20 protein-coding genes are annotated in these 26,575 nt (G+C 56.8%); 6 read left to right on the top strand and 14 right to left on the bottom strand.

Annotated features, from left to right (window positions below):
- Window positions 1-78: 78 nt before the first annotated feature.
- The 4 genes from glgB to C1713_RS04760 all read right to left on the bottom strand — a co-directional run bounded on the left by glgB (window position 79) and on the right by C1713_RS04760 (window position 7,375).
- Window positions 79-2,475, bottom strand: a complete 2,397-nt coding sequence (gene glgB / locus C1713_RS04745) for a 1,4-alpha-glucan branching protein GlgB (protein ID WP_102493194.1) — start codon at window positions 2,473-2,475, stop codon at window positions 79-81.
- 33 nt (window positions 2,476-2,508) lie between these two features.
- Complete coding sequence (locus C1713_RS04750) at window positions 2,509-4,953, bottom strand: glycogen/starch/alpha-glucan phosphorylase (protein ID WP_245871033.1); 2,445 nt, start codon at window positions 4,951-4,953, stop codon at window positions 2,509-2,511.
- A 134-nt stretch (window positions 4,954-5,087) separates the two neighbouring features.
- Complete coding sequence (glgD, locus tag C1713_RS04755) at window positions 5,088-6,194, bottom strand: glucose-1-phosphate adenylyltransferase subunit GlgD (RefSeq protein ID WP_102493196.1); 1,107 nt, start codon at window positions 6,192-6,194, stop codon at window positions 5,088-5,090.
- A 26-nt stretch (window positions 6,195-6,220) separates the two neighbouring features.
- Window positions 6,221-7,375 carry a glucose-1-phosphate adenylyltransferase gene (locus C1713_RS04760; RefSeq protein ID WP_102493197.1) on the bottom strand — a complete coding sequence of 385 codons (1,155 nt, stop codon included), beginning with the start codon at window positions 7,373-7,375 and terminating at the stop codon, window positions 6,221-6,223.
- 454 nt (window positions 7,376-7,829) lie between these two features.
- On the opposite strand from C1713_RS04760, the gene rpsT reads away from it, so the two are divergent.
- The 3 genes from rpsT to pepT all read left to right on the top strand — a co-directional run bounded on the left by rpsT (window position 7,830) and on the right by pepT (window position 11,166).
- Window positions 7,830-8,096 (top strand): 30S ribosomal protein S20, encoded by a 267-nt coding sequence (gene rpsT / locus C1713_RS04765; protein WP_040572641.1) that lies wholly within the window; start codon window positions 7,830-7,832, stop codon window positions 8,094-8,096.
- Window positions 8,097-8,315: 219 nt separating this feature from the next.
- Complete coding sequence (locus C1713_RS04770) at window positions 8,316-9,884, top strand: AbgT family transporter (RefSeq protein ID WP_170950773.1); 1,569 nt, start codon at window positions 8,316-8,318, stop codon at window positions 9,882-9,884.
- Between the two features lie 19 nt (window positions 9,885-9,903).
- Window positions 9,904-11,166 (top strand): peptidase T, encoded by a 1,263-nt coding sequence (gene pepT / locus C1713_RS04775; RefSeq protein ID WP_102493198.1) that lies wholly within the window; start codon window positions 9,904-9,906, stop codon window positions 11,164-11,166.
- A 53-nt stretch (window positions 11,167-11,219) separates the two neighbouring features.
- Here pepT and C1713_RS04780 read toward each other — a convergent pair whose 3' ends face one another.
- Window positions 11,220-12,383 carry an MFS transporter gene (locus C1713_RS04780; RefSeq protein WP_170950774.1) on the bottom strand — a complete coding sequence of 388 codons (1,164 nt, stop codon included), beginning with the start codon at window positions 12,381-12,383 and terminating at the stop codon, window positions 11,220-11,222.
- A gap of 135 nt (window positions 12,384-12,518) precedes the next feature.
- On the opposite strand from C1713_RS04780, the gene C1713_RS04785 reads away from it, so the two are divergent.
- Entirely contained in the window at window positions 12,519-13,697 is a 1,179-nt protein-coding gene (locus tag C1713_RS04785; RefSeq protein ID WP_102493200.1) for an MFS transporter, read from the top strand.
- A gap of 54 nt (window positions 13,698-13,751) precedes the next feature.
- Here C1713_RS04785 and C1713_RS04790 read toward each other — a convergent pair whose 3' ends face one another.
- Entirely contained in the window at window positions 13,752-15,539 is a 1,788-nt protein-coding gene (locus tag C1713_RS04790; RefSeq protein ID WP_102493201.1) for a M48 family metallopeptidase, read from the bottom strand.
- Window positions 15,540-16,065: 526 nt separating this feature from the next.
- On the opposite strand from C1713_RS04790, the gene C1713_RS04795 reads away from it, so the two are divergent.
- Entirely contained in the window at window positions 16,066-16,578 is a 513-nt protein-coding gene (locus C1713_RS04795) for a nitroreductase family protein (protein ID WP_102493202.1), read from the top strand.
- Window positions 16,579-16,645: 67 nt separating this feature from the next.
- Here C1713_RS04795 and eno read toward each other — a convergent pair whose 3' ends face one another.
- From eno to C1713_RS04840, 8 genes are all read right to left on the bottom strand, one after another.
- Window positions 16,646-17,950, bottom strand: coding sequence for a phosphopyruvate hydratase (eno, locus tag C1713_RS04800; protein WP_102493203.1), 1,305 nt, complete (start codon window positions 17,948-17,950; stop codon window positions 16,646-16,648).
- Window positions 17,951-18,437: 487 nt separating this feature from the next.
- A complete protein-coding gene (locus C1713_RS04810; RefSeq protein ID WP_102493204.1) occupies window positions 18,438-19,217 on the bottom strand; it encodes a ZIP family metal transporter in 780 nt (259 codons plus the stop codon).
- Between the two features lie 68 nt (window positions 19,218-19,285).
- The gene (locus tag C1713_RS04815; RefSeq protein WP_006691009.1) at window positions 19,286-19,597 is read right to left on the bottom strand and encodes an immunity protein Tsi6 family protein; all 312 of its coding nucleotides are present in this window, start codon (window positions 19,595-19,597) and stop codon (window positions 19,286-19,288) included.
- 67 nt (window positions 19,598-19,664) lie between these two features.
- Window positions 19,665-20,336, bottom strand: coding sequence for a response regulator (locus C1713_RS04820; RefSeq protein WP_039981432.1), 672 nt, complete (start codon window positions 20,334-20,336; stop codon window positions 19,665-19,667).
- A gap of 29 nt (window positions 20,337-20,365) precedes the next feature.
- Window positions 20,366-21,652: a secretin N-terminal domain-containing protein gene (locus tag C1713_RS04825; protein ID WP_102493205.1), complete on the bottom strand. Its 1,287-nt coding sequence runs from the start codon at window positions 21,650-21,652 to the stop codon at window positions 20,366-20,368.
- 5 nt (window positions 21,653-21,657) lie between these two features.
- Window positions 21,658-22,197, bottom strand: coding sequence for a hypothetical protein (locus C1713_RS04830; protein ID WP_102493206.1), 540 nt, complete (start codon window positions 22,195-22,197; stop codon window positions 21,658-21,660).
- A 105-nt stretch (window positions 22,198-22,302) separates the two neighbouring features.
- The gene (locus tag C1713_RS04835) at window positions 22,303-23,757 is read right to left on the bottom strand and encodes a glucose-6-phosphate isomerase (protein ID WP_102493207.1); all 1,455 of its coding nucleotides are present in this window, start codon (window positions 23,755-23,757) and stop codon (window positions 22,303-22,305) included.
- 17 nt (window positions 23,758-23,774) lie between these two features.
- Window positions 23,775-25,130, bottom strand: a complete 1,356-nt coding sequence (locus C1713_RS04840; protein ID WP_102493208.1) for a phosphohexomutase domain-containing protein — start codon at window positions 25,128-25,130, stop codon at window positions 23,775-23,777.
- Window positions 25,131-25,543: 413 nt separating this feature from the next.
- Between C1713_RS04840 and C1713_RS04850 the strand changes: the two genes are divergently transcribed.
- Window positions 25,544-26,500 carry an AEC family transporter gene (locus tag C1713_RS04850; RefSeq protein ID WP_102493209.1) on the top strand — a complete coding sequence of 319 codons (957 nt, stop codon included), beginning with the start codon at window positions 25,544-25,546 and terminating at the stop codon, window positions 26,498-26,500.
- The last annotated feature ends 75 nt before the right edge of the window (window positions 26,501-26,575 follow it).

Raw genomic sequence — 26,575 nt, forward strand, 5'->3', positions numbered from 1 at the left:
CCTTCTCATGTGGCCGGTGCCGTAATCATCCGACCGTTTCTTCTATCCCCGCCTGTATTCGGTGCAGATCTGTGCGGGTTATACCTTGGCGGCACGTGCCTTCTTCGGCGCAGACTCCGTATCCTGCACCGTCTTGCGCGCGGTCTTCTTGGCAGCGGTCATGCCCGTTTTCTTCTTGCCCGTTTCGGTGTCCTTCACCGCCGTTTTTACGCTGCGTGCGGATGCGGTCTTCTTCACGGTCTGCACCGCGTCCTCATTCTTTTTCGCCGTCGTACGCTTTGTCGCTGTGCGCTTCTTGGGCGCAGCCTCGGTCTCCGCCGCAGCAGTTGCCGTCTTGGCGGCAGTCGTGCGCTTCTTCGGCGCAGCAGATGTGGTCTTCGTCGCCGTGCGTCGCTTGGGCGCTGTCTTTGCCTCAGCCGCGGGGGCATCCTCTTTAGTGGCAGCTTTTTTCGGCGCAGCCTTCTTCACGGCCACCTTTTTCTTGTCCACCGTCTCCGTGCCGCGTCCGCCGGCACGCCGACGCTCAGCGACGACATCGGTCTTGACCGTCTCACTGATCGGCGTTCCTGCCCCGCTCTGTCCCTTCAGACGATAGAACACTGTCGCGAGCGGCGGAACAGTGATGACGATGGACTGGTCGCGCCCGTGGAACGGATAATCCTCGCTGGTGATATCGCCCGCATTGACGACGCCGCTCCCGCCAAACTCCTCCAGATCGGAGTTGAACACCTCGACGTAGGTGCCCTTCGTCGGCACGCCAATGCGGTAGCCATGGCGCACCTCGGGGGTAAAGTTATGGACGCAGACGAGGAAATCGCTGCGCTCTTCGGCGCGCCGCACGAGGGCGACGACGCTATTCTCATTATCGTTGCAGTCGATCCACTGGAAGCCGTTCCAGTCGAAATCGACCTGCCAGAGCGCCTTGTTATCGACGTAGAATTTGTTCAGTGCCTTGGAGTATGTGAGCATCTTCGTGTGCATCGGGTACTGCTCGACGAGATGCCAGTCAAGACTGTCGTCGAAGTTCCACTCGATGAACTGCCCGTACTCACCGCCCATGAAGAGCAGCTTCTTGCCGGGATGTGCCATCCAGTAGCCGAAGAAGCCGCGCAGCCCCGCGAATTTCTGCCAGTAGTCGCCCGGCATTTTGCTGATGAGCGAACACTTGCCGTGCACGACCTCATCATGCGAGAGCGGCAGGACGAAGTTCTCGGAGAATGCGTACATGAGCGAGAAGGTGAGTTTGTCCTGATTCCACTTGCGGTAGATCGGGTCGAGGCTCACGTAGTCGAGCATGTCGTTCATCCAGCCCATGTTCCACTTGTAGTTGAACCCCATGCCGCCCATGTAGACGGGCTTGGAGATCAGCGGCCACGAGGTGGACTCCTCAGCGATCATGAGTGCCTGCGGATGATACTTGAAGATCGTCTCGTTGAGTTTCTTCAGGAACTCCATCGCCTCGAGATTGCCCGTGTCGCCGTATTTGTTCGGCTGCCACTCGCCGTCCTTGCGCCCGTAGTTGAGGTAGAGCATATTCGCGACCGCGTCGATGCGCAGGCCGTCGATGTGGAACTCCTCAAACCAGAACAGAGCGTTCGAGATGAGGAAGCTCTGCACCTCCGTGCGGCCGTAGTCAAAGTTGGTCGTACCCCACTCCCAGTTCTCCGCGCGCTGCTCATTGTCGGACTCGTAGAGGTTCTTTCCGTCAAAATGGCGAAGTCCCTGCTCATCCTTGCAGAAGTGCCCCGGCACCCAGTCCATGATGATGCCGATGCCATTCGCATGGGCGGTATCGACGAGGTAGCGGAAATCGTCGGGCGTGCCGTAGCGGCTCGTCACGGCGAAGTAGCCCGTCGCCTGATACCCCCACGACCCATCGTAGGGGTGCTCGCAGAGCGGCATGAACTCAATGTGGGTATAGTGCATCTCCTTGACATAGCTGATGAGCTGATCCGCCATATCGCGGTAGGAGAGATACTCACCGTCCAGCGTGCGCCGCCACGAGCCCGCGTGCACCTCGTACGTGAGCATGGGGCGCTCGTAGGAGGACTCATGTGCCTTCTTTTCCTGCCACGCTGCGTCCTTCCACTCATAGTGGTTCATATCATAGGTACGGGATGCGGTCTGCGGTTTTTTCTCCGCATAGAACCCGTAGGGATCCGCCTTCATAATGCGCGGTCCGCCCCACTGTGGCTCGATGGCGTACTTGTAGATCTCGCCCTCGCCGAGTCCCTCGACGAAAGTCTCCCAGATCTCACCGTCTCTGACCCGCTGCATGGGCTGTGCATTGGCGTCCCAGTCGTTGAATCCGCCGACAACACTGACGGATTTTGCATTCGGCGCCCACACGGTAAAACGGACACCGCGTTTGCCGTCCCGTTCGATAAAGTGCGCGCCCAGCATTTCCTGTGCGTGATAATTCGTCCCCTGATGAAAGAGATAAAGATCAAACTCACTGAGTGCCGACGTCTTCATAAAACCCCTCCTATTTACCCCCCGAATACGCTGTCAGGAGATGATCAAAGGCTTGATGTCCCAGATATCCCGTGCGTATTCGTCAATCGTGCGGTCAGACGAGAAGCGGCCGGAGTACGCGACGTTCATCGCCGCCGTACGTGCCCAGCCTTCCTTGTCAAGGAACCGCTTCATCACCTCAACGCGTGCTTCATCGTACGCGTTGAAGTCCTTCAAGATAAAGAATTCATCGTTCGCGTGCAGGAGATAGTCATACAGCGAACGGAAATCTCCATAGGTGCCGTCGATGAGCTGATTCAGCACATTGCGCACCTTTTCATTGGTATTGTACTCATCCCACGCCGAGTAGGTGCCATTCGCGTAGTAGTCCATGACCTCCTCGGCGCGCAGCCCGAAGATGACGCAGTGCTCATCGCCGACTGCCTCGCGGATCTCAACGTTGGCTCCGTCCAGCGTGCCGAGCGTAATGGCACCGTTCATCATGAACTTCATGTTGCCTGTGCCCGACGCCTCCTTCGACGCCGTCGAGATCTGCTCGCTGACGTCCGCCGCCGGATAGACCAGCTCGCCGATGGAGACGCCAAAGTTCTCGATGAAGATCACCTTCATCATGTCGTTGAGCGAACGATCCTTGTTGATGCGGTCGGCAACGGCATTGATGAGACGGATCGTCTCCTTTGCGATGTAGTAGCCCGGTGCTGCCTTTCCCCCGAAGAAGTAGGTCACAGGCAATGTGAGATAGTTTTTGTCCTGCTTTGCACGCTGGTAGCGGTACATGATGTGCAGGATATTCATCAGCTGGCGCTTGTAGGAGTGGATGCGCTTCACCTGGATGTCAAACATGGAGTCCGGATTCAGGCGCACGCCGTTGTGCGCCTCAATGTAGCGTGCCAGCCCCTCACGGCGCAGATGCTTGATCTCCATCAGGCGCTTGCGGAAATGCGCATCCTCGACGAATGGATGCAGTCCGTCCATCTGCTCCGGGTGGCGATGCCATACGCGCGAGCCAAGCGACTCGTCGATCAGAGCAGTCAGCTCGGGGTTTGCCCCCATCAGCCAGCGGCGGTGCGTGATGCCGTTCGTCTTGTTGTTGAACTTGCGCGGCGTGTACTCGTAGAAGTCATGCAGCGTCGTCGACTTGAGGATATCCGTGTGGATTTTCGCCACACCGTTGACGCTGTGCCCGCCGACAATGGAGAGCCGCGCCATGTGTACGACGCCGTCTTGGATGATGGAGAGGGTACGTACCTTCTCCTCGTCGCCCGGATAGCGGCGGCGCACCTCCTCGAGGTGGCGGCGGTTGATCTCGTCGATGATCATGTAGATGCGCGGGAGCAGCGGGCGGAACATATCGACGCTCCACGTCTCAAGCGCCTCGGGCATGATCGTGTGGTTCGTATAGGCGATGGTGTCGCGCGTAATCGCCCACGCATCCTCCCACGTCAGCTCCTCGTCATCGACCAGCACACGCATCAGCTCTGCCACGCAGAGTGCAGGGTGCGTATCGTTAATGTGGATGCCGATCTTTCTGCCAAAGTCGTAGATACTCATGCCCGTTTTCTTGTAGTGACGGACAATGCTCTGTACGCCTGCCGAAACGAAGAAATACTCCTGAATGAGGCGCATCCGCCGCCCCTCGAACGTGCTGTCGTCGGGGTAGAGATAGCGCGTGATCGACTCGACAAAGTCCCGATACTGATTGCGCTGGTGGATCTGCTCCTGGGTCAGCGCCCCGTAGTCGGAGAAGTCGCGATTGACCTCGGCGTTCCACATGCGCAGCGTATTCACCGTCGCATCGTGGTAGCCGACAATCGGCACATCGTACGGAACCGCCATGACGATCATCGGATCCTCATGGACGAGCTCCAGCTTGCCGTCCACCTCACGCATGTAGGCATTTCCGTAGAACTTCACATCGACAGACTTATCGGGCTTGCGGTACTCCCACGCGAAGCCGTCACGCAGCCAGTTGTCAGGCAGCTCCACCTGATTTCCGCCAACGATCTTCTGCTCGAAAAGTCCGTACTGATAGCGGATGGTGCAGCCATGCCCCGGCAGACGGTGTGCGGCGAGCGAGTCGATAAAGCAGGCGGCGAGACGGCCGAGGCCGCCGTTGCCGAGTCCCGCATCCGGCTCTTCCTCGTAGGCGTCCGAGAGCTTCAAATTGAACTCCTGCAGAACCTCCTGCATCGCCTCCTCAATGCCCAGATTGATGAGATTGGAGCGCAGGAGACGACCGAGCAGAAACTCAACGGAAAAATAGTAGATCTGCTTGACGCGCTTCTGCATGTACTGCCGATTCGTCTTGATCCAGTTGTCCGAGATGGACTGCTTCGCCGTCGCTGCAATCGTCTTGTAGATTTCGGCTTCGGTCAGCTCGTCGAGATCCCGGCCAAAGAGAACGTGCGCCGTTGTGATAAAGCGGCTCTTCAGGATCTTCTTCATCGTTTCGTAAGACTTCCCTGCGGGTCTTGCCATCTGTTCCTTATGTGCCAAAACGTCCACTCCTTTTCCAACGCCCCGAGAGTTCCCTTATTCCGCTTCCTGCCGGCGGCAGGCATCCCCAAAAGCAAACCAGAAGCCGCAAGCGGCTTCTGACAAATCCTATACGCCTATATCGTCGCATTCTTGCGTATCACGAGCGGGTATTCCATGGCTCCCTTCAGCCACTTATCCGCCGTGATGACGACATTCTTATCGCAGATGACGTTCTCGACGAGTGCGCCATTCTGGATGTCGCATTTCTGCATGATGATCGAGTTGCGGATCTTCACCCCGCGCCCGACGGTCACGCCGCGAAATAGGATACTGTTCTCCACCTCGCCGCGTATGACGCAGCCATTTGCGATGAGAGAGTTCTCCACCTTCGCCGTGTCCTTGTACTGGACGGGGACGCCGTCCTTGATCTTCGTATAGATCGGGCGCTCACCCATGAAGAGCTCCTCCCAGACCGACGGATCGAGGATCTCCATGTTCGCACGATAGTATGTGGACATCGAGTCCACATGTGCCATATAGCCGTCGTGGGCGTAGGCAAACATCGTGTAGTTCGCAGCGCGGCGGATGATACCGTCGAGCAGGAATATTTGCCCGCCATGCTCGTAGGCATAGCGGACGCACTCGACAAAGACGTCCTTCTCCATCAGGTAGACGCCCATGGAGACCTTCATCCCCTCGTAGGCGACAGGCTTTTCAGTAATATCGAGAATGAGCCCGTTCTCCGCCGTCTCAATGACCACATTGCTGCCCGTGTTCTCATCCTCAGTCGTATGCGAGACGAGCGTGATATCCGCGCCCGTGTTCTGATGGAAGCGCAGCACCTTGTCAAAGTCCACATTGTAGACGAAACTGCCGTTCGCGAGCAGAATATAGTCTGCCGAGGCATGCTCGATAAAGTCAAGATTATGATAGAAATTCTTGAGATCGCCCTTTCGCTGCTGCGTCTCATCAGGCACGGCAGGAAGGTAGAAGAGCCCATCGTGGCGGCGTGCCAGATCCCAATCCTTACCGGAACGCAGATGATCGAGGACAGAGCGCGGCTCATCGGGGAGCATCACGCCCACCTTGCGTATGCCGGAATTGACCATGCTCGACAGGGCAAAGTCAATCAGGCGGTACCGTCCGGCAAAGGGAATGGATTCCACCGCACGGCGGTCGGCAAGCTCACGAATCAGCGAGCCGTCCTCCTGCAGATTGATCAATCCCATGATAGTGTTCATCGTCTCACCTTTCCATTCACAGCAGCTCAGCCGACCTGCTGCTCACTCTCTGCAGCTGTCACAGTCTCCCCCTCGGGGATCACGGCGATCTGCGACTGCTCACCGACGACCTGTGCACCCGCGTCGACCGTGACGTTCTGTGCCAGGATGGCGTAGTCCACCACCGCATCTGCGCCGACGCGTGCCGAGGGCAGGAGAACGGAGTTGCGTACCACAGCGCCCTTGGCAACATGCACGCCCGGGAAGATCACGGAGTTCTCGACTGTTCCGAGGATCATCGATCCCTCACTGATCATCGAGCGCACGATACGTGCTTCCTTGCCGACGAACTGCGGCGGCATCGACGGATTGAATGAGTAGATGCGCCACTTGCCCGACAGTTCAAACGGAGGTTCGTCCTGCAGGAGATCCATGTTTGCCTGCCAGAGGCTCTCAATCGTACCGACATCCTTCCAGTAGCCGTTGAATGCGTACGAATACAGGCGTCCGCCATCCGTCAGCATCTTCGGAATGATGTCCTTGCCAAAATCGTGGCTGGATGTCTCACTCTTCGCGTCTGCCGTGAGATATTTCTCCAAATAGTCACGGCTGAAGATATAGATGCCCATCGACGCGAGATTGCTCTTCGGCTTCGCGGGTTTCTCCTCGAACTCGATAATGCGTCCGGTCTCGTCCGTGTTCATGATGCCGAAGCGCGGTGCCTCATCCCACGGCACCTCAAAGACACCGATGGTCGCCTCTGCCTTCGTCTTCTTATGCTGCTCGAGCATCCACGCATAGTCCATCGTGTAGATGTGATCGCCCGAGAGGATGAGCACATAGTCGGGATCCGACATATCAATGAAGTTAAGATTCTGATAGATGGCATCCGCTGTACCGCGATACCAGTCCGCACCCTTCTCGCGCGCGTACGGAGGCAGGACAAAAAGCCCTCCGTCGCGCTTATCGAGATCCCATGCGCTGCCCGAGCCGAGGTACTGGTTCAGCTCAAGCGGACGGTACTGCGTCAGCACGCCGACGCGCTCAATACCGGAATTCACACAGTTGCTCAGTGGAAAATCAATGATGCGGTACTTCCCACCAAACGGGACAGCGGGCTTTGCGACACGCTTCGTCAGTGCGCCGAGGCGGCTGCCTTGCCCGCCTGCCAGAATCATTGCCAAGCATTCAATCTTTCTCATAGGACATTCTCCCCTCACGGATACCGGGCGGTATCCCCACCATGTATGCAATGGCTGATCGACGAAGTCTATGGTGCACTTGTTCGACACGCCATGTTTCTGCCGATTTGAAACGCATTTCAGCTTCTTTCCAACGCATTTCTTCTCGCATTCTCTCCCCCTGCTTATTGTTTCATAGGTAAATATTCGATACACGAAAAGAAATTTCCTGCATTTTTCTTTCAATTTTCAAAAAAATTTTTGAAAAGGCGTGACGTTTCGCCCTCTCTACATCATTTATCGTAGCATGATTATAATATATGATTGTTGTAATGGCAAGCGCAGAAACAATAATAAATTAAGGAATACAGTACCCAAGGTGATTGCCCCGAAAGCGTCCCGAAAAAAATATTGCATTTTATTTATCCGTGTGATAGAATGACGCAGTACATTTTTCATTGAGGAGGTGAACGATTTGCCAAACATTAAGGCATCCATTCTGAGTGTAAAATCTGACGCCAAGCGCCATGCACGCAATGTTGCAGAAAAGACGCGCGTCCGCCGTGCCATCCGCAGCGTCAACGATGCTGTTGCTGCCGGCAACGCAGATGAGGCGAAAACCCTCCTCGTCGCAGCATATAAGTCCATCGACCAGGCTGCTGCAAACAACGTCTACCACAAGAACGCTGCAGCACGCAAGAAGTCACGCCTTGCCAAGAAGGTCAACGCGCTGGCACAGTAAGGATAGAAAAAACGCCATTCCATACGAAATGGCGTTTTTTTGTTGCTTATGTAAGAAAGCACGGAACTATTCGCGTCCTATTTATAATTACCACATTATTAACAAGAGGATTTCACCCATATACGTCGAAATAATATTCTTATTAGTTTTTTCTGTCTAATAGCACTTTTCCTAAAACGGAAAAAGAGGCAGAATTGTATTTATTTAGGAGGTATTTAAATGGCAACCGAAATGCACGGCAGTGCACCACCAAAGCAGGAAAGTGTCGGAGGAATCCTTGGATGGATCGAGAAGATGGGCAATCGGATTCCCGACATCACCATGCTTTTCATCTGCGCCTTTGTGATCACCTGTGTCCTATCCGCAATCCTTTCACAAATGCACTTTGACTACGTGCATCCGTCGACCGGTGCACCGATCGAGGTCACCAATATGATGAGCCCGGCCGCTCTCGTAACGCTGCTCACAAAGATGGTGACGAACTACACGGGGTTCCCGCCACTCGGCATGGTTATCGTAGCCACGCTCGGCATCGGCATTGCCGACGGCTCGGGCTACATCAACACGGGCCTGAAAAAAATCCTCTCCGTCACGCCGAAGGCCCTCATCACGCCGATCGTCATCCTCGTCGGTATGCTGAGCCATCTGGCACCGGACTCCGGGTACATGATTATCATCCCGATCGCCGCGTATATGTTTTATGCGACGGGAAAACACCCATTGGCGGGAATCGGAGCCTCCTTTGCCGGGATTGCCGGTGCATTCGCGGCCAACTATACGCCCTCGGCAATCGACCCTGTCATTCAGGGATTCACCCAGATGGCTGCGCAGATCATCGATCCGACCTATGAGGTCAATGTTCTGTGCAACTATTTCTACGCCTTTGGCTCGACATTCATCGTCATCGGTGCCTGCTGGTGTGTAACCGAGCGCATCGTCGATCCTTGGTGCCGCAAAGCATGCCCGGTCGATAAGGATATCGATGTACCCGCACAGGATCTCTCCGTCACGCCGAAGGAAAACCGTGCCTTCTACATCGCAAGTGCTGTCCTCACCCTCCTGCTCATTGGTCTGGTGCTCGCTCTCCTGCCGGAGGACTCCATCCTGCGTGACCCGAACGGCAACATTGCCAGCTTCAAGGCTCCCGTCATGCAGTCCATTGTGGCAATCATCTTCCTGCTCGCCGCCGCAACTGGTGTCGTCTATGGGATCATCAGCGGAAAATTCCGCAGCTCCAAGGACTTTACCAAGTCGATGGAAGAGATCACCAAGACGCTGATTCAGCTCATTGTATTCTATTTCTTTGCGGCACAATTCATGTATGTTTTCGGTGCCTCCAACATCGGCGCGCTGATTGCAATCTCGGGTGCAGAGTTCCTCAAGTCTCTGGCACTGCCACCTCAGGTGACAATCTTCGGTATCATTCTTTTCGTCGGCATGCTCAATCTCATCATCACATCAGCCTCTGCAAAGTGGGCAATTCTTGCGCCGATCTTCGTGCCGATGCTGATGGCCGTCGGCATCGCACCGGAGCTTACACAGGCGGCGTTTCGCGTCAGCGATTCGGCGGTCAATGTCTGTACGCCGATGTTCGCTTTCTACCCACTGATCATTGTCTACTGTCAGAAATACTACAAAAATACGGGGGTCGGAACGCTCAGCTCTCTGATGCTGCCGTACACGATCACGCTTCTCATCTCATTGACGATTATGCTCTATGTCTTCTGGTGGCTGAACATTCCACTCGGTTTCCAGGCGGACTATGTCTATCCACGCGTCATGTTCTGATCATCCAGGAGGAATTACAATGAATACGAAAGAACTCGAAGAATCCTTGGTGGAACGCTTTCTCCGCTACGTGAATGTTCCGTCACAGAGCCACCCGAACGGCGGCTCAAAAGTCCCCAGCACGGAGACGCAGTGGGATATGGCACGTCTCCTTCAAGGTGAGCTGAAATCCCTCGGTTTGAAGGATATATCCCTAAGCGACAAATGTGTTTTGACTGCGCAGCTTCCGGCAAATCTCCCCTCTGGCACGCCGCTGCCCCCAACAATCGGCTTCTGTGCACATATCGACACCGTTGATGTGTCGCTCAGCCCCGTCGTAAAGCCACGTCGCCTCCATTACACCGGCGGCGACATCACACTGAACGCAGAGAAGAATATCGTCATGCGGGCAGCGCAGCACCCGGAACTCTCGCCCTACGTCGGACAGGAACTGATCGTCACCGACGGCACCAGTGTCCTCGGCGCAGACAACAAAGCCGCTCTTGCGAATATCATGACGGCACTCGCAACGCTCGTCAACGATCCTGCGATTCCTCACGGCGACATCTACGTCGCCTTTGTCCCCGATGAGGAATGCGGGCTCTGGGGCTCAAAGAACATGGACTTTTCAAAGTTCCCGGCCGATTACGCATACACCATCGACTGCTGTGCTCTCGGAGAAGTCGTCTACGAGACATTCAATGCGGGCTCCGCAGAGATCACCATCCACGGCGTCAGTGCACATCCGATGAGTGCAAAGGGGGTTCTAGTGAACCCGACACTGCTCGCCGTGGACTTTGTCAATCTCTTTGACCGCAAGGAGACACCAGAATGCACCGAGGGCACAGAGGGATATATCTGGTGTCAGACGATCCGCTCCAATCCGACGACCGCAACGGTCGAGCTCAACATCCGCGACCACGACAAGGCACGCTATGAGAGACGCAAAGCCCTGATTGCCGAGAACGTTGAAAAACTGCGCCGTATGGAGCCGCGCTGCCGCGTCGAGTACACGATGGAGGACACCTACGGCAATATCGCAGATGCGGTCACGGATGAAAATAAACAGGCAATCGACCATATCTACACGGCAATGAACCGCCTGGGGATCACGCCGCACACGATCGCCATGCGCGGCGGAACCGACGGCTCATTTATCTCAACAAAAGGGATCCTCACACCGAACTACTTTACGGGTGGGCTCAATTTCCACTCCAACTGTGAGTTTCTCCCCATCCCGTCGCTGCGCAAATCCTACGAGGTGACCATGATGCTGATTGCGCTCGCCCTAGGGAAGCACTGATAAATTTGACACCAATCTGGCAGACCTCATTTTATCAGCGACTCCCTAGAAAATCACGGAATGCGTTTGAACACATAGAACCCGATCACTGCCTGCAGGATGCTGAGCGCAGCGAGCATGGCAAAGGCCATCTGCAGCGTCGTGAGTGAGGAGACGAATCCGATGGCGGCAGGTCCCGCGAGAATGCCGAGGTACCCCATGGTGCTGACGGCGGAGACCGCCGCACTGACCGGCATGACGTTCTGCCGCCCCATCAGGGAGAAGAAGACAGGCACGATGTTCGCGCTCCCGATGCCGATGGCAAAGAAGCCGACATAGAGCAGCGCATCTACGGGCGCAAACATGACAAGCAGAATCCCGCCGAACGCGAGCAGTGCGCCACCGACGGCAACCAGGAGCGCGCCGATGCGTTGGACGACACGGTCACCGAGAAAGCGCATCGTGAGCATCGCGGCGGAGAATACGGAATAGCCCGTGCCCGCAAGCGCGAGATCCATGCCGCGTACTGTGGTCAGATAGACGCCGCCCCAGTCCATCACTGCCCCTTCGCTGAGGAAGGCGATGAACGCCGTCATGCCGACAAAGACGATGATGCCGCGCGGCAGTGCGAGCAGTGCGCCGCCGCCCCCACCGTACGGAATCAGATGGCGTCCGTACACCGCCGTCAGGAGGAGGATGAGCCCCGCTGCAATCGCTGTCGACTGAAATGGCGTAAGACCGAGCAGCCCGACCCATACGCCGTAAAGCCCCGCACCGACGAAGCCGCCGAGGCTCCAGAACGCGTGCATTCCGCTCATGATGCGCCGCCCAATGCCCTTTTCCACCAGTACGGCGACGATGTTGACCACGACGTCGATGCACCCCATCACCGCACCGAAGATAAGTACGATCGGCACGGCAAGCGAAAGTGCGTCCACGCATGAGACGAGCAGAAGAATTGCCGCAAAGAGAATCGAGGCCGTCATAACGACGCGGCGACACCCGAGCCGCATGGCGAGTGCACCCGAGAGCGGCATCGTCAGGAGCGAGCCGACCCCGATGCAGAGCAGCAGCATCCCGAGCACATCGTCCCCCACCATCAGCCGCTCGCGCAGGAGCGGAACGAGCGGCGCCCACGTCGCTGTGCCAAAGCCTCCGATGAAGAAAAAGGCACGTGCCGCGTGCACCTCGCGCATCCCAATTTCTTTTTTCCTCGTATCCCCCATGATGCTCCCCATTTCGCTGCAACGTCCAAAACTCACGCCATTCTACCATAGAGATAGAAAAAAGCAAGCTGCGTTTCTGGACAGATATGGTATTGCACTGTAGAATTACAATAGATATAGTATCTCACGGATAAAGAGGATGATGACATGAACGAACCGGCAGTAAAGGAACCTCTCCGGACGCGCGAATTTCTCGGCATGAGCCTCGTCAGCTTCCTCATCTATCTGACCCAATACGCAATGATCGCAGCACTTCCCATTGTCATGATGCAGGAGTACGGAGGCGGCGACGTCGAGGCCGGTCTCGCCATGACCTTCTTCCAGATTGGAACGGTCGCTGCGCGTCCCTGTGCGGGCATTCTCATTGACGCTGTCAACAAGCGGCGGCTCATGATTGTCATCAGTGTCCTGTTCTTCATCGTTATGGCACTCTTCCTCGTCGCCTCGGCGATCTCCATGCTCTACGGGCTGCGTCTCCTCCACGGCATCATCTTTGCCGTGGCGACAACGACAGCGGCGGCTCTCGCGGCACTGATCCTCCCGCCATCGCGCAAGGGTGAGGGCATCGGCTACTTTGCTCTCTCCACCAACCTCGCGATGGTTGTCGGCCCCATGGTCGGTCTGCTCATCATGGAACATTTTTCGAGCACGGCGCTCTTCGCTGCACTCAGCGTACTCGCCGCACTTTCCGTCGTGATGAGCACGATGCGTCTGCCCGCTGCCGTCATTCTGCCGCAGGGTGCACGACGCCGTCTCTCTGTCCAGACGTTTATCGAGCGACGCGCGCTCGCGCCCGCCCTTATCGCGGGGATTCTCTTCTTCGCCTACGGCAGCGTGCTCACCTTTATCCCGCTCTATACGCGCAGTCTCGGGCTGTCGGCAGAGACGAGCCTCTTCTACGCCTGCTATGCGGGAGCGATTCTCGTGACGCGTCCCTTTGTCGGACGCATCTTTGACCGCATGGGGCCGGACTATACGGTCTACCCGGGTGTACTTCTCTTTGCCGTGGGTATGGCGCTCCTCGGCAGCATCACGGGGCTCACGGGACTGATCGGCGCTGCCCTGCTCCTCGGCGCAGGGTTCGGCGCGGTCACGCCTGCGCTGCAGACGCTCGCCGTGCGCAGTGTCCCCGCATCGCGTGCCGGTGTCGCTACTGCTACCTACTTCTGGTCGCTCGACATCAGCGTCGGGCTTGCCGCCGCCGGGCTCGGCATCGTCGCCGTCACGTACGGCTATGCGTTCACCTACCGCATCGTGGATGTTGTCGTCATCATCGTCGCCGCACTCTGCTACACCATGTGGCGACGCATGGGGAAAAAGAAATAAAGATACGTCAAAGCGGCTGCTGTACGAAGAAATCATACGTACAGCAGCCGCTTTCTACATCCCACTCTCCTTTTTCTGCTCCTCCTCTGCTTCCCTCGCCTTCTTCTCTTCCTTTTTACGCTCCTTGTAGGCACGCGCATCGATTCTTTCCAAATAGCTGTCGGGGATGCGGGCGACCGCCTTCGGCTCGACCGCATAGAGTTTTTTGTAGTAGTCCTCTGCCGCATCACCGTTGCCCATCTCATCGTAGATCTCTGCGGCGATCAGATACCCATAGGGGCTCTTTGCATCCACCTCGATCGCCTTCAATGCGTCGGCAAGTGCGCCGTCACGCTCACCGAGCATGCGCCGTACATCCGCACGGTTGACCCACGTGAGGACGTCTGTCGGAGCATCGGCGACACCGCGGTCGGCATCGGCGTGGGCGCGGTCAGCGTCGCCCAGCACAGCATAGGCACGTGCACGAATGACATAGCTGAGGGCAGGCTTGTCGTCGTGCGCCGCACCAAAGACACGCGCCATCAGCATGAGGGCACGCGTTCCGTCGCCATAGTCACTGTAGGCGTCGCTGTTCTCGCGTATTTTATCAATCGCCTTCGCATCGGCGCTCTCAACCGCCGCATGCTCCGCCTCGCGTTCTGCGGCACGCGCCTGCTCCGTGCTGCGCAGCCTCTCCCGAGCGCCGCTCGTCGTCTCCCCGACGTACGCATCCCCAACGAGAGCGATGAGCTGTGCCCCCGCCTTGGCTTTCTCCACCAGGGGCAGGAGTGCCGAATTGATCCGGGCGTCGCCGCGCATCGATACGCCGCCGCCGCGCGTCAGAGCGAGCCCCCAGTCCGCTGCTGTATCATAGTCGTGAAAGGCACGGGCTAATGCGCCTGCAGCGAGATAGGCGTTCTCGGGACTGTTGTCATAGTCCTCATCCGTCTGTCTCGCCGTGAGGAGCGGCGTACCGTCGATGCAGACCGTCCGCCGATCCGTCACCGTCACGTGCCCCGCACTGTATGCCGTAAGCATCTCCGCGAGCTTTGCCTCACGCCGCTCTGTCGCAGGATGATCGGAGAAATCGTCCTGCGGGAGGTCCTTGTCCTTTGGGTTCTGGTACTCGCGCAGATCCTGTGTCACATACGTCAGATAGTAGCCCATGCGCGCCATCGCCGCCGCCCCGCCGCCGGGGTTAAACCCCGCACTCGTCATGATGTGGAAGCCGCCCTCGTCTGCCTCGTACTCTGTGGGCAGAGTGATATTTTTGGCAATGGAGTAGCCCGCCAGTGCGTTGAGCTTGTTCCAGTCCATCAGCCCCGCATCCATGTTGAGAAAACTCAGCCCGTAGTACTGCGCCGCCGCCTTCGCATAGTTGTGTGCACTGTGCTGGCGGATGCCGTGCGTCATCTCATGCCCGAGCACCGCCGCGAGCTCATCCTCGCTGCCGTTCAGCCCACGGATCAGCCCGCAGTTGATGCTCACATAGTCCGTCGGATAGCACGCCGCGTTAAAGATGGGACTGTCGTTCACCGCCCATACAAAGGGAAGCGAGTTCACACGGAGCACATAGTCTCCGTCCCGCACGAGCCGCTGCATCACATGATCGACCAGTGCAATATCGCGTGCATTTCGTGCACGTCCGTTTTCCTCTATATCCTGTCGCTCGCTCTCATGCTGCGCATGAACATCGTTGCCGAGCGCGAGCACCGCACCGAGTGCCGAGTGGTACGCGCCGAGCACGCCGAGTGCCTGCGCCGCAATCCCCCACGCGTCAATCGCCTCCGCGCGCATCGGCGAGAGCAGCAGTCCGCCTCCGATCACTAGGGCGGAGCATGCTGCGAGAATTCTCTTTCGCATCCGATCACTCCCTTCGATTGGCACTATACCATGACAATCTTATTTTCTGCTGAAAGCGATTTGGGGCAGAGGAGCGATGGAATAAACAACATGATATATATGCAAAGCCAGTATATCTCTCCTCTCCAACAAAAAAGACAGCGCAGGGCTGTCATATATGATATAATGTCGTTAGGTGCTACCAAGACGGTAGGCGGTCAATCTTAGCCCCTGAAGGGGGGCGAAGCCTATGGAACTATACGACTTTTTGGCGTTAGTATTCATGGTGACGATTTGCATCGTTGCATTAAAGGCATAAGAACCTCCGCCTGACCCTGAGAAGTTAGCGGAGGTTCTCGTTTAACAAGTCGGGGCTGACCGTCTACCGGCAGCACCTTTTCTGTATTTATTATATGACACATTCCCGCTGCCGTCAACTCCTATGCGTAGTCTGTCACGCCATTATAAGTTGTAAAATAAATTAACAAAAGCATATTTGTGGCGCAACTATGGTATAATGAAATCATCGATGAAAAGGAGGATCACCATGGAATTTAACGAACTCATCCGCGAACGCTTTTCCTGCCGTGCCCTTTCCGACAAGGAAATCCCGCACGAATCCATGAACCGTATTTTTGAGGCGGCACGTGTCGCCCCCACAGCCGTCAATCGCCAGCCGTTCAAGATCTGGGCCATCGAAAGCCCCGCCGCGCGTGCAAAGCTCGCCGAGACGACAAGCTACACCTTCGGTGCCGGCGTCTTTCTCGTCATCGGCAGCAAGGTGGACGAGGCGTGGGTGCGCCCCGACGACGATCTGAATTTTGCCGATGTGGACGCCGCCATCGTCGCGACACATATCATGCTCGCCATCCACAACGAAGGCCTGCGCGCAACATGGGTTGGCAAGTTCAACACGCCGAAACTCAAGGAGCTGTTCCCCGTCATGGAGGGCTACAACCTCATCGCGCTCTTCCCTGTCGGCTATCCGACGGAAAAGGGTGTCCCCTCCCCACGCCACAAGGAGCGCAAGAGTGCCGTGGACATCGTACAGGTACTTTAGGGACAGCAAACCACATACAAAAATCCCCACCCTAGGGTGGGGATTTTTGTATCCGCAAAGGATCTTCTTACTTCGTGAAGTTGAACGCGCGCTTGCCCGGATAGACCGCACTTGCGCCGAGCTGCTCCTCGATGCGCAGGAGCTGGTTGTACTTCGCAACACGCTCGGAACGGGACGGTGCACCCGTCTTGATCTGTGCCGTGTTGAGTGCAACAGCGAGATCGGCGATCGTCGTGTCCTCGGTCTCGCCCGAACGATGCGACGTAACCGCCGTATAGCCTGCCTTATGCGCCATTTTGATCGCCTCAAGCGTCTCGGAGACCGAGCCGATCTGGTTCAGCTTGATGAGGATGGAGTTCGCTGCGCCGAGCTCAATGCCCTTCTTCAGGCGCTCCGTGTTCGTGACGAAGAGATCGTCGCCGACGAGCTGGACCTTATGTCCGAGTGCCTTCGTCATCGCTTTCCAGCCGTCCCAGTCCTCCTCGTCGAGACCGTCCTCGATCGAGTAGATCGGGAACTGGTCGATGAGCGACTCCCAATGCTTGATGAGATCATCCGACGTAAACTTCTTGCCGGACTTCGGCTGATGATAGAAGCCCTTGCCCTTCTCCTTATCCTTCCACTCGGAGGAAGCCGCATCCATCGCGAGGACGAAATCCTGTCCGGGCTTGTAGCCGGCATTCTCAATCGCCTTCAGGATGTGCTCGATCGTGTCCTCATCGGAGTCGAGATCCGGAGCGAAGCCGCCCTCGTCGCCGACCGCCGTCGTCTTGCCTTCCTTCTTGAGGAGTGCCTGCAGCGCATGGAACACCTCAGTCGACCAGCGCAGTGCCTCGCGGAACGTCGGTGCGCCTGCCGGCATAATCATGAACTCCTGCGTATCGACAGAGTTCGTCGCATGTGCGCCGCCGTTCAGAATGTTCATCATCGGAACGGGCAGGACATTCGCCTGCAGTCCGCCGAAGAAACGGTAGAGCGGAATATCCTCGGACTTTGCCGCCGCATCCGATGCTGCAATTGAAACAGCAAGAATCGCGTTTGCACCGAGTTTCGACTTGTCTTTCGTGCCATCCACGTCGAACATCGCCTGATCAACGGCATAGATGTCGCTCGCCTCGAGGCCGAGGAGTGCAGGAGCGATCTTCTTGTTGACGTTGTCCACCGCCTTCGAGACACCCTTGCCGCCGAACTTCGACTTGTCGCCGTCACGCAGCTCCAGTGCCTCGAACTCACCCGTGGATGCACCCGAGGGAGAAGCACCGCGGCCAATCGTGCCGTCCTCGAGAACGACCTCTGCCTCGACCGTCGGATTGCCACGCGAATCGATGATCTCACGACCGATGACCTGAGCGATTCTTAAATAATCACGCATGAAAATTCCTCCTCATCACCATAACGAAAGGATATCCCTTCCGAATACGCCAATTCCCAGGCGCATCCTTCTCTGTGATATTATACGTTCTTTCTTGCCAAAAATCAATGCAGTAGCACCTCATGCCGGAACTTCCTTAAAAATTTTTTAAGAAAGCACGAAAACACTCAGAAGAACCTTGATGCAAGAATAAACGACACGTATTTGATATTATTAGTGTATATTTTTTTCTATTGTGTGACCTAGGTTACACAATTTTCAAACAAAATATGATAAAATACGAAGTGTCAACGGGGAATACGAAACGTCCTCCCCGACATCTTTCCCCCCCGTTGATCATCCCTCTATGGGAACGTTTCCCTGCGTTCCTATTTGTAAGGCAAAATCCTTACATCCCATTTCTCAAGCCGCAGGTATTCCCAACCTGCGAGCATCCCTTTCCAGGAAAAAGAGCCGACCACCCTGTCGGCTCTTTTTCTGTGCGTATTTATCCGAGCGCGACATCGAGCATCATCATGAGCGTAAAGCCCACTGCGAACGAGAGCACGCCGATGTTCGAGTGCTCTCCCTCGCTCATCTCCGGAATCAGTTCCTCCACCACGACGTAGATCATCGCGCCCGCCGCGAAGGAAAGTGCATAGGGCAGAATGGGCACGATGAGTGCCGTTGCAAGCACGGTCAGCACGCCGCCGATCGGCTCGACCGCCCCCGAGAGGACGCCGCCCGCAAAGGCGCGCCACTTTCCCATCCCCGCCGCACGCAGCGGCATCGAGATGATCGCCCCCTCGGGAAAGTTCTGGATGGCAATACCGAGGGAGAGCGCGAGCGCAGCGCCAAGCGTAATGCCCTCGCTGCCGCTCAGCCAGCCCGCGTAGATCGCACCGACGGCCATCCCCTCGGGGATATTGTGCAGGGTCACGGCGAGGACGAGCATCGTCGTCCGCGAAAGGCGGCTGTGCGGTCCCTCCGCCTGCTGCGCATTCATGTGCAGATGTGGAATAATGTGATCGAGGACGAGGAGAAAAAGCGTCCCCGCCCAGAAGCCGACGACGGCAGGAACAAAGGCAAACTGCCCGAGATCAGCAGAACCCTCCATCGCAGGGATGAGAAGGCTCCAGACCGATGCCGCCACCATGACGCCCGCAGCAAAGCCCGTCAGCCCACGCTGCACGCTGCGGTTGAGTGTATCCTTCAGGAAGAAAACACAACCGGCACCGAGTGCCGTCCCGAGAAAGGGGATCATGAGTCCCTCAAAAACATCTGACATAGCATCACCTCTTTATGAAAAGTATATCAGATGATTAGGTTAGTATCAATGATAATTCTTCTCATTTATTACGGCATCTTATGATAGTCTATGGCCCCGCCATAGCAATCGCAGAGTTTCTGCGCGTATGGATCATGTTCCTCGTCGAAATTTTTTACGGCGATTGTGCCCAAGGAATATCGTTTGTAGAGAACAGATCTGGGAATCACCATGCCGCGGTCAATCACCTGTTCTTTTAGATCCATCAGCTGCGCATAAATCACCTCATACATGGCAACGTCAGGAGACATCCTCCGCAGCTGATCTGTTTCTGCCATCGCCTGTGCCATGATCTCCTGATAATATGCCTTGGTTCTCCGCGCACTGAGTCTGATATACATAGTTCCTTTCTCTCCATCGAACAGGCAAAAAACGGCACGCTGCTCCTGTGCGTGCGTGCCGTTTCCTTTACTCCAACGAAACGATTTTATTCTTCAGTACGTAGACGAGTGCCTGCGTGCGGTCATTCACCTTCAGCTTGTGAAAGACGCTGGTGAGATGGTTCTTGACCGTCTTTTCGGAGAGCCCCAGCGCCTTGCCGATGTCCTGATTCGACAGCCCCTTTGCGATGCAGCCGAGCACGTCCATCTCGCGCGGGGTGAGGCGTTCCCCGCGGCTCTCGTCCCAGATTTCCTTCGCCATGCGCCCAACGTCGCCCGAGATCGCGGGCGTGCCAAAGAGGCGCTCGGCAAGCTTCGGATAGACGAAGGGATTGCCCTCGTTGACCATGTGGATTGCCTTGATGAGCACATTCGGCTCGACGTCCTTGAGCAGGTAGCCGAGTGCCCCGTTCTTCAGCATTTCGAGCACATAGTTATCACTGTCGTGGATTGTGAGCGCGATGATCTTCACGCGTGAGCGCGCCTGCTTCAGCTGCTTCGTCACGTCCAGCCCCGTCAGCCCCGGCATATTGATATCGAGCAGGAGGATGTCGGGTTTGAGCATGAGCGTGCGCGCCAGTGCTTCCTGCCCGTCCTCTGCTTCTCCGACGACCTCGAGATCGTCTTCAAAATTTAGTACGCGCTTGATCCCCTGCCGCAAGAGCGCGTGGTCGTCTGCTAAGAGTATTCTGATTGCCACCCTTGATCTCCTCTTTCCGTCGTATTTCATCACTCGTCCAACACATGTGCTGTGAGAAAAATCATCAGTTCCGTCTCATTTCTGCTCGTCCGTACCGTGCGGAAGAATGCCCCCAAGAGCGGCAGGTCGCCGAGAAACGGAATCTTTGCGAGCGTACGCGACTCATCGCTGTCAATGAGCCCGCCGATCACCATCGTCTCGCCGTTTTTCAGGCGGACCGTGGTGTCCGCGCTCCGCTTTTGGAAACGATACGCCTTCAGATCGTCAACAAAAACAGGTGTACTGACCTCCGTGTGCACGCGTGCGACGATGTTGCCATCTGCCGTGACACGCGGCGTATAGCGTAGGATAATACCTGCCTCGCGGTACTCGATGCCGGTCGTCGTGACATTATTCGATGTCGTCACGACCGGCACGGGTACCTCCGCACCGATATTGATCAGTGCCTCACGCCCCTGCACGGTCGTCACATTCGGACGGGCAAGCATCTTTGCCTTGCCCTCCGAGACGAGTGCGCGGAGCGCCGCCGTGTAGTAGAACTCATACGGCATTCCCTCGGGTCCGCGTCCAAAGCGTATGACTCCGGGGGCACTCGTACCATCCATCCCCGCATTGCGTCCGCTGACGTGCCAGCTGCCTGACACGTCGCGTGAGACGTCCGGGTACTGCGGCAGAGATGACCATGACCAGTCGATGCCGAGTTCCTTTGCCGCCCGCTTGGAGACAGCAACAACACGCGCCTCAAGCGACACCTGACGCGGTGCCGTGTCGAGTGCAGAAACGATCTCACGCACGGCACGAGCCTCCGACTCCGTACCGTAAAAGAGAAGCGTATTCGTCGCCGTATCCACAAGGACACGCTGCGGCGCATCGGAATCCGAGTCCTCATTTTCGCTCGTATCTTTATTATTTTTCGACACGATTGCGCGTTTTCCTTCACCCGTGAGGGATAAATTTGCCGCATGGGCGAGTTCCTCGGGATCAGCATAGCGGACGACATAGGTATGAACGCGCCGCTGTGCATCGCGCACCTCTGTGCCGACGGCCAGCCACACATCCCCATGCCGTTCAAGGTGGATCCCGCGAGCGGCGGCAATGAGATGCAGCACCTCCTCCGCCTCGCCCGTAAGATGCGCCGTTACCGTCCCCGTCACGCTGTCATCGACGATGAGCGGCAGATTCCCCATGCGCGCCGCCGCGAGGAGCACAGACCGCACATCGCCGCCCGTCACATCAACGGTCACGGATGCAGCAGAAACCGGTGCAGCAAAAAGCAGCAGTCCAAAGGACACAGCCCTGATGATCCATCGCTTCATCCTATTTACTCCCTCGTAAGCGTAATGACGCCATGCGCCGTGCGCAGTGTCGCCGTTCGCTCAGTTAGTGCGTCAAGGGTATAGCCATGCCATGTATCGCCCGCAGCAAGCGCCGCGCTGTCCTTCCCTCTAGCGAGGATGGCGATCCTCCGTCCGTCTGCCCCCGTCACAATACCGCGCAGTACGAGCGGCGTCTCTGCCTTAGGCTGTGCCTGCGGCGGCAGCGGTGCAGCGGCAGGAGGGGGCTGCGACGGCAGCTTTTCCTCGTGCGGCTTTGGCGAAATTGGCATAGCCCCCGTCTCCCCCTCCGCTGCATGTGCCATGGTAAACGGGTTGTGCAGAACCCTGCCCTCCGCCGCAGCGGACAGCCCCTGCACCTCTGTCACGGACATATCGACATGGCTGACCGCAGGCGGCACAGGTGTCGGCAAAGGATCTTCATGGAGCATGGCACAGAGAGAAAGGAGTAGGAGTAGTCCCGCGCCGACCGCCGCCTGCTGACGCCGATACCGCGCACTGAGATAGTCTTTCCAGCGTTCGAGCACGCATGCCTCCGATAAGCAAAGAGGGACTGCCGCTGCAGTCCCCCCCAAAAAAACATATCCACACGCTCAGACGTGCGGTTCCCACACCGCATGCCTAAGGATTTTTTAGCCCTTTTTCTTCAGCTCTTGCAGCTTCGGTCCCATGATGCGCTTATACGCCTCAACACCCGGCTGATCGAACGCATCGACATCCGCCAACTCACCCTCGTAGGCAATGGACATCGCAAGCATGTAGAGCAGCTCGCCGAGATGATACGGCGTCAGCTCCGGCAGTGCAAACACGGCACTGTAGCGCTTGTTCGACGCAAGTGCATCGGCGTTTGACTGGCGCGCTACCTCAAGTGCTGCCCCCATCGTCACACCCGCCACATCCGCAAGTTTCTTGACCTCGGGGAACACATTCGGAATGACAAGATCATCTGCCCACTTGTCGATGCGGATGAACTGCACCACCTTGTTGAGCTTGCCCTCCTGATGCTGCTGCGTCTGCGCGTGCATATCCGTCGTGCCGACCGCAACGACAGGCGTACGTCCGTAGCAGACTTCCTTGCCCTCCTTGTTGAACTGCTTGCCGAGCGACTCGGCGAGCAGCTGAATGTACCACTCGGAGACGGACTTCAGATAGTCGCCATAGGGCATCATGACCTCGATGTCGCGGCCGTGCTTCTCGGATGCCGCAAACTTCAGCGCGGCGTTGAGCATCGCGGGATTCTTCCAGAGGTCGTCATTCTGACAAACCTCGTCCATGTCACGCGCCCCCGCGAGGAAGCTCTCAATATCAAAGCCAATGCACGCGGCGAGCGTCAGCCCGACCTCGGTAAAGACGGTGAAGCGTCCGCCCACGCCGTCCGGCACAGCGAACTGTTTCCAGCCCTTGTCCATCGCGAGCTTTTTGAGCAGCGTCGGCTTCTCCTCGTTCGGATCGGTGACCGCGACCACCTCAACCTCGATATTGTCCGCCTTCATGAACGCATCGTACATCACCATGAAGTTCGACATCGTATCGAGCGTGCCGCCCGACTTCGAGATGACGAGCAGCATGATACGCAGCGGCTGTCCACCATGCGTTTTCTTGATCTGCGCAACATCCTTCATGTGGTTGATGATGTCGCCCGTACGGCGCGGGTCGATGTTGTTGCCGCTGAAGTAGATGCGCGGATAGTTGTCCCGCTGCTCGTTCGAGAGCGAGTTCCAGAGCTCACCGCAGTGCACGTCGAACAGCACCTTGTTCCCGAGGAAGGAGCCGCCGATGCCGAGGGAAATGACGACATCCGTATTCTCCTGCACGTGCTTACCGAGCTCCTTCAGACGTGCGATAGACGCGGGCGAGTTGATGTTGCCTTCCTTGATGTACGGCGTCTGCGAGAACAGCACCTTCTCCGGCTCCCCGTCCTTCGAGAGATGCCCACGGATAAAGCCTGTCTCACGCATGACCTTCATCGCTGCGTGCGCTTTTTTGAGCGCATCGGCGTAGGAGGCGAGATCGGCATCGGTCACCTTTCCCTCACCATAGAGATCGTCATAGTCAAACGTAAAACCTGACTTCAGTACAAGACTCATCCAAAAAGCCCCTTTCTTTATGCGCGGATCTCCGCGAGCAGTTCGTCCGTCTTCTCCTTTAACAGGGCTTTGTCCTGACGCGTCTCCACATTGAGACGGATCACGGGCTCTGTATTCGACATGCGCAGGTTGAAGCGCCACTTGTCAAACTCGATGGAGAGACCATCCACCTTCGTCACCTTGCCGCCCGGACCGTACTTTGCTTCGATGCGATCCATGACCGCCTTGGCGTCGGCGACCTTGCTGTTGATCTCGCCCGAGGTCGGATAGCGATCCATACGTGCCTGCATGAGCTCCGACAACGTCTTTCCGCCCGCCGCGCTCATCAGCTCTGCGACGAGCAGCCACGGAATCTGTCCGCTGTCGCAGTAAGAGAACTCACGGAAATAATGATGCGCGCTCATCTCGCCGCCATAGATCGCATTGACCTCGCGCATCTTGTCCTTAATGAAGGCGTGGCCGCTCTTGCACATGACTGCCTTGCCGCCCAGCTGTTCTGCAATCTCAAGCGTATTCCACGTCAGACGCGGGTCGTAGATGACGCTCGCGCCCTTATTCTTTTTCAGGAATGCCTCGGCGAGGAAGCCGACCATGTAGTAGCCCTCGATGAAGCCGCCCTTCTCGTCAAAGAGGAAGCAGCGATCGAAGTCGCCGTCCCATGCCACACCGAAGTCCGCCCCCGTCTCGCGCACGACCTTCGCCGTCGCCTCACGGTTCTCCTGCAGGATGGGGTTTGGCACGCCGTTCGGGAAATTGCCGTCCGGCTCGTTATAGACCTTGACCAGCTCGAAGGGCAGGAACTTCTCCATCGCATTGATGATCGGGCCTGCCGCACCGTTGCCCGTATTGACGACGATCTTATACGGTTTCAGCTTGCTCACATCGACATAGGAAAGGATATGCTTAACATATTCATCCAATATATCCTTCTTCTCGATATGTCCCGCCGAGGGTGCGGGGTCGGGATAGGTACCGCCGACCGCCATCGCCGCGATGTCCTTGAGCCCCGTATCGCTTGAGATGGGGCGCGACTCCGCGCGGACGAACTTCATTCCGTTGTACTGCTTCGGGTTATGGCTCGCCGTAATCATAATGCCGCCGTCGAGACCCAGATGTGCCGTCGTGAAGTAGATCATCTCCGTGCCGCACTGGCCAATATCCACGACATTGCAGCCTGCCTCCGTCAGCCCCTTCGCGAGTGCATCGCTCAGTGAAGGTCCAGACAGTCGTATATCATGCCCAATGGCAACCGACTTCGCCTGAAACAGCGTCGGGAAGCTGCGTCCGACACGATACGCCAGTTCTTCATTCACCTCGTCCGGATAGACGCCACGCACATCGTATGCGCCAAAGCCCTTGTCTGTTACTGCCATAAACGTCCCCTCCTCATGGGGTGCCCACGCGCCCCCGCTCCCCTCTCGGCAGTCGCATAAACTGTGCCGAAGAGGCATGAAAAATCGTATATAGTAGTATTTCGCCATTTTTTTCGCATTTCCTGTTTGCTTCCCAAAATTTTGAGAACGTTTTACAAGAGCAACTAAGGAATCACTGATAAAATGAGGTCTGCCAGATTGGCGTAGATTTTTTCGTCCGAACGAGGTGGAAAACCGGACGCAGAGTGGTGCTCTGTGGAGGATTTTCCGCCGAAGTGCGGGCAAAAAAGATGCGTCAAGATGGTTGTACCGAATTTATCAGTGCTTCCTTAAGTTTACATCAAGGACCTCTTGTGCTAGGATAAAAATATCATAGAATGTTATCATTTGCTGCATGAAAGTCTGGTGTCCGCATGGACGAAGTTATGTCTCGGCTGATCTTTCTCGTCACCGATCTGATCCTGCCTCTCATCGTCGGCTACATTCTCTATCAACGTCGCCTGCTCTCCGACGGGATGCTCAATCGCCTCATCCGCATCAATATCGTCGCCTTCTTTACGCTGCTCTCGCTCTTCAGTTTCTGGGCTCTGCCGCTGACCAAGGATGTACTCGTCCTGCCCTTTTTCTTTGCGTTTATCATCCTCTTTCCGGGATTTATCAGTTGGCGTTTCCTCGGACGGCGGTTACACAGCTCCATCGACCGCGGCACACATCTCATCTCTGCGCTGCTCTCGAACATCGGGACGCTCGGCGGCATCTGCGCCTATATCATCTACGGAGAGCGCGGCTTTGCCTATGCGCAGATCGGCAGTGCGTGCCAGAACCTCGTGCTCGTCCTGCTCGCCTTCCCCATCGCCCAGTACTACTATCTCCTGCACAAGAGCCACGGGCGCAGCGCCCGCCTTGACGCACGCGGCTTTCTGGGGCTCCTCATCTCGTGGAATCAGCTCAGCATCCTCGGCATGGCGGCGGGGCTCGCCCTCAATGCGGGCGGTGTCGTGCGCCCACCTGTCCTCGCAGAGACGTTCTCCTATCTCATCCACGTCTCTGCATGGATTGCGATGCTCCCCATCGGCTCCCTCATCAACTTTCGACGGGCACGCCACTTCATCTATCTGACACTCGACATGATTCTCCTGCGCTTTCTGATCGTCCCCGCCGCTACCTTTATCGTGGCACGGCTCATCATCAGCGACCCCATCATCCAGAACTCCCTCGTTCTGTTCGCGGGCGTGCCAGCCGCGATCAACGCCACCCTCACCGCCCGTCTCTACCATCTGAACGTCGACTACACCATCGCCGTCTTTCTCGTCACCACCGTTCTCTACCTCTGCATCCTCTTCCCCATCACATTCTTCCTATTTCGATAAATGAAATGCACTTTCTGGAGAGAAGGTGCCCGTGCAAACACCACCATAACAAGCCATCACACTAGAAGGAGGTCC

Source organism: Centipeda felix, from assembly GCF_900186465.1.
In the GTDB taxonomy this organism is placed as follows: Bacteria; Bacillota; Negativicutes; order Selenomonadales; family Selenomonadaceae; genus Centipeda; species Centipeda felix.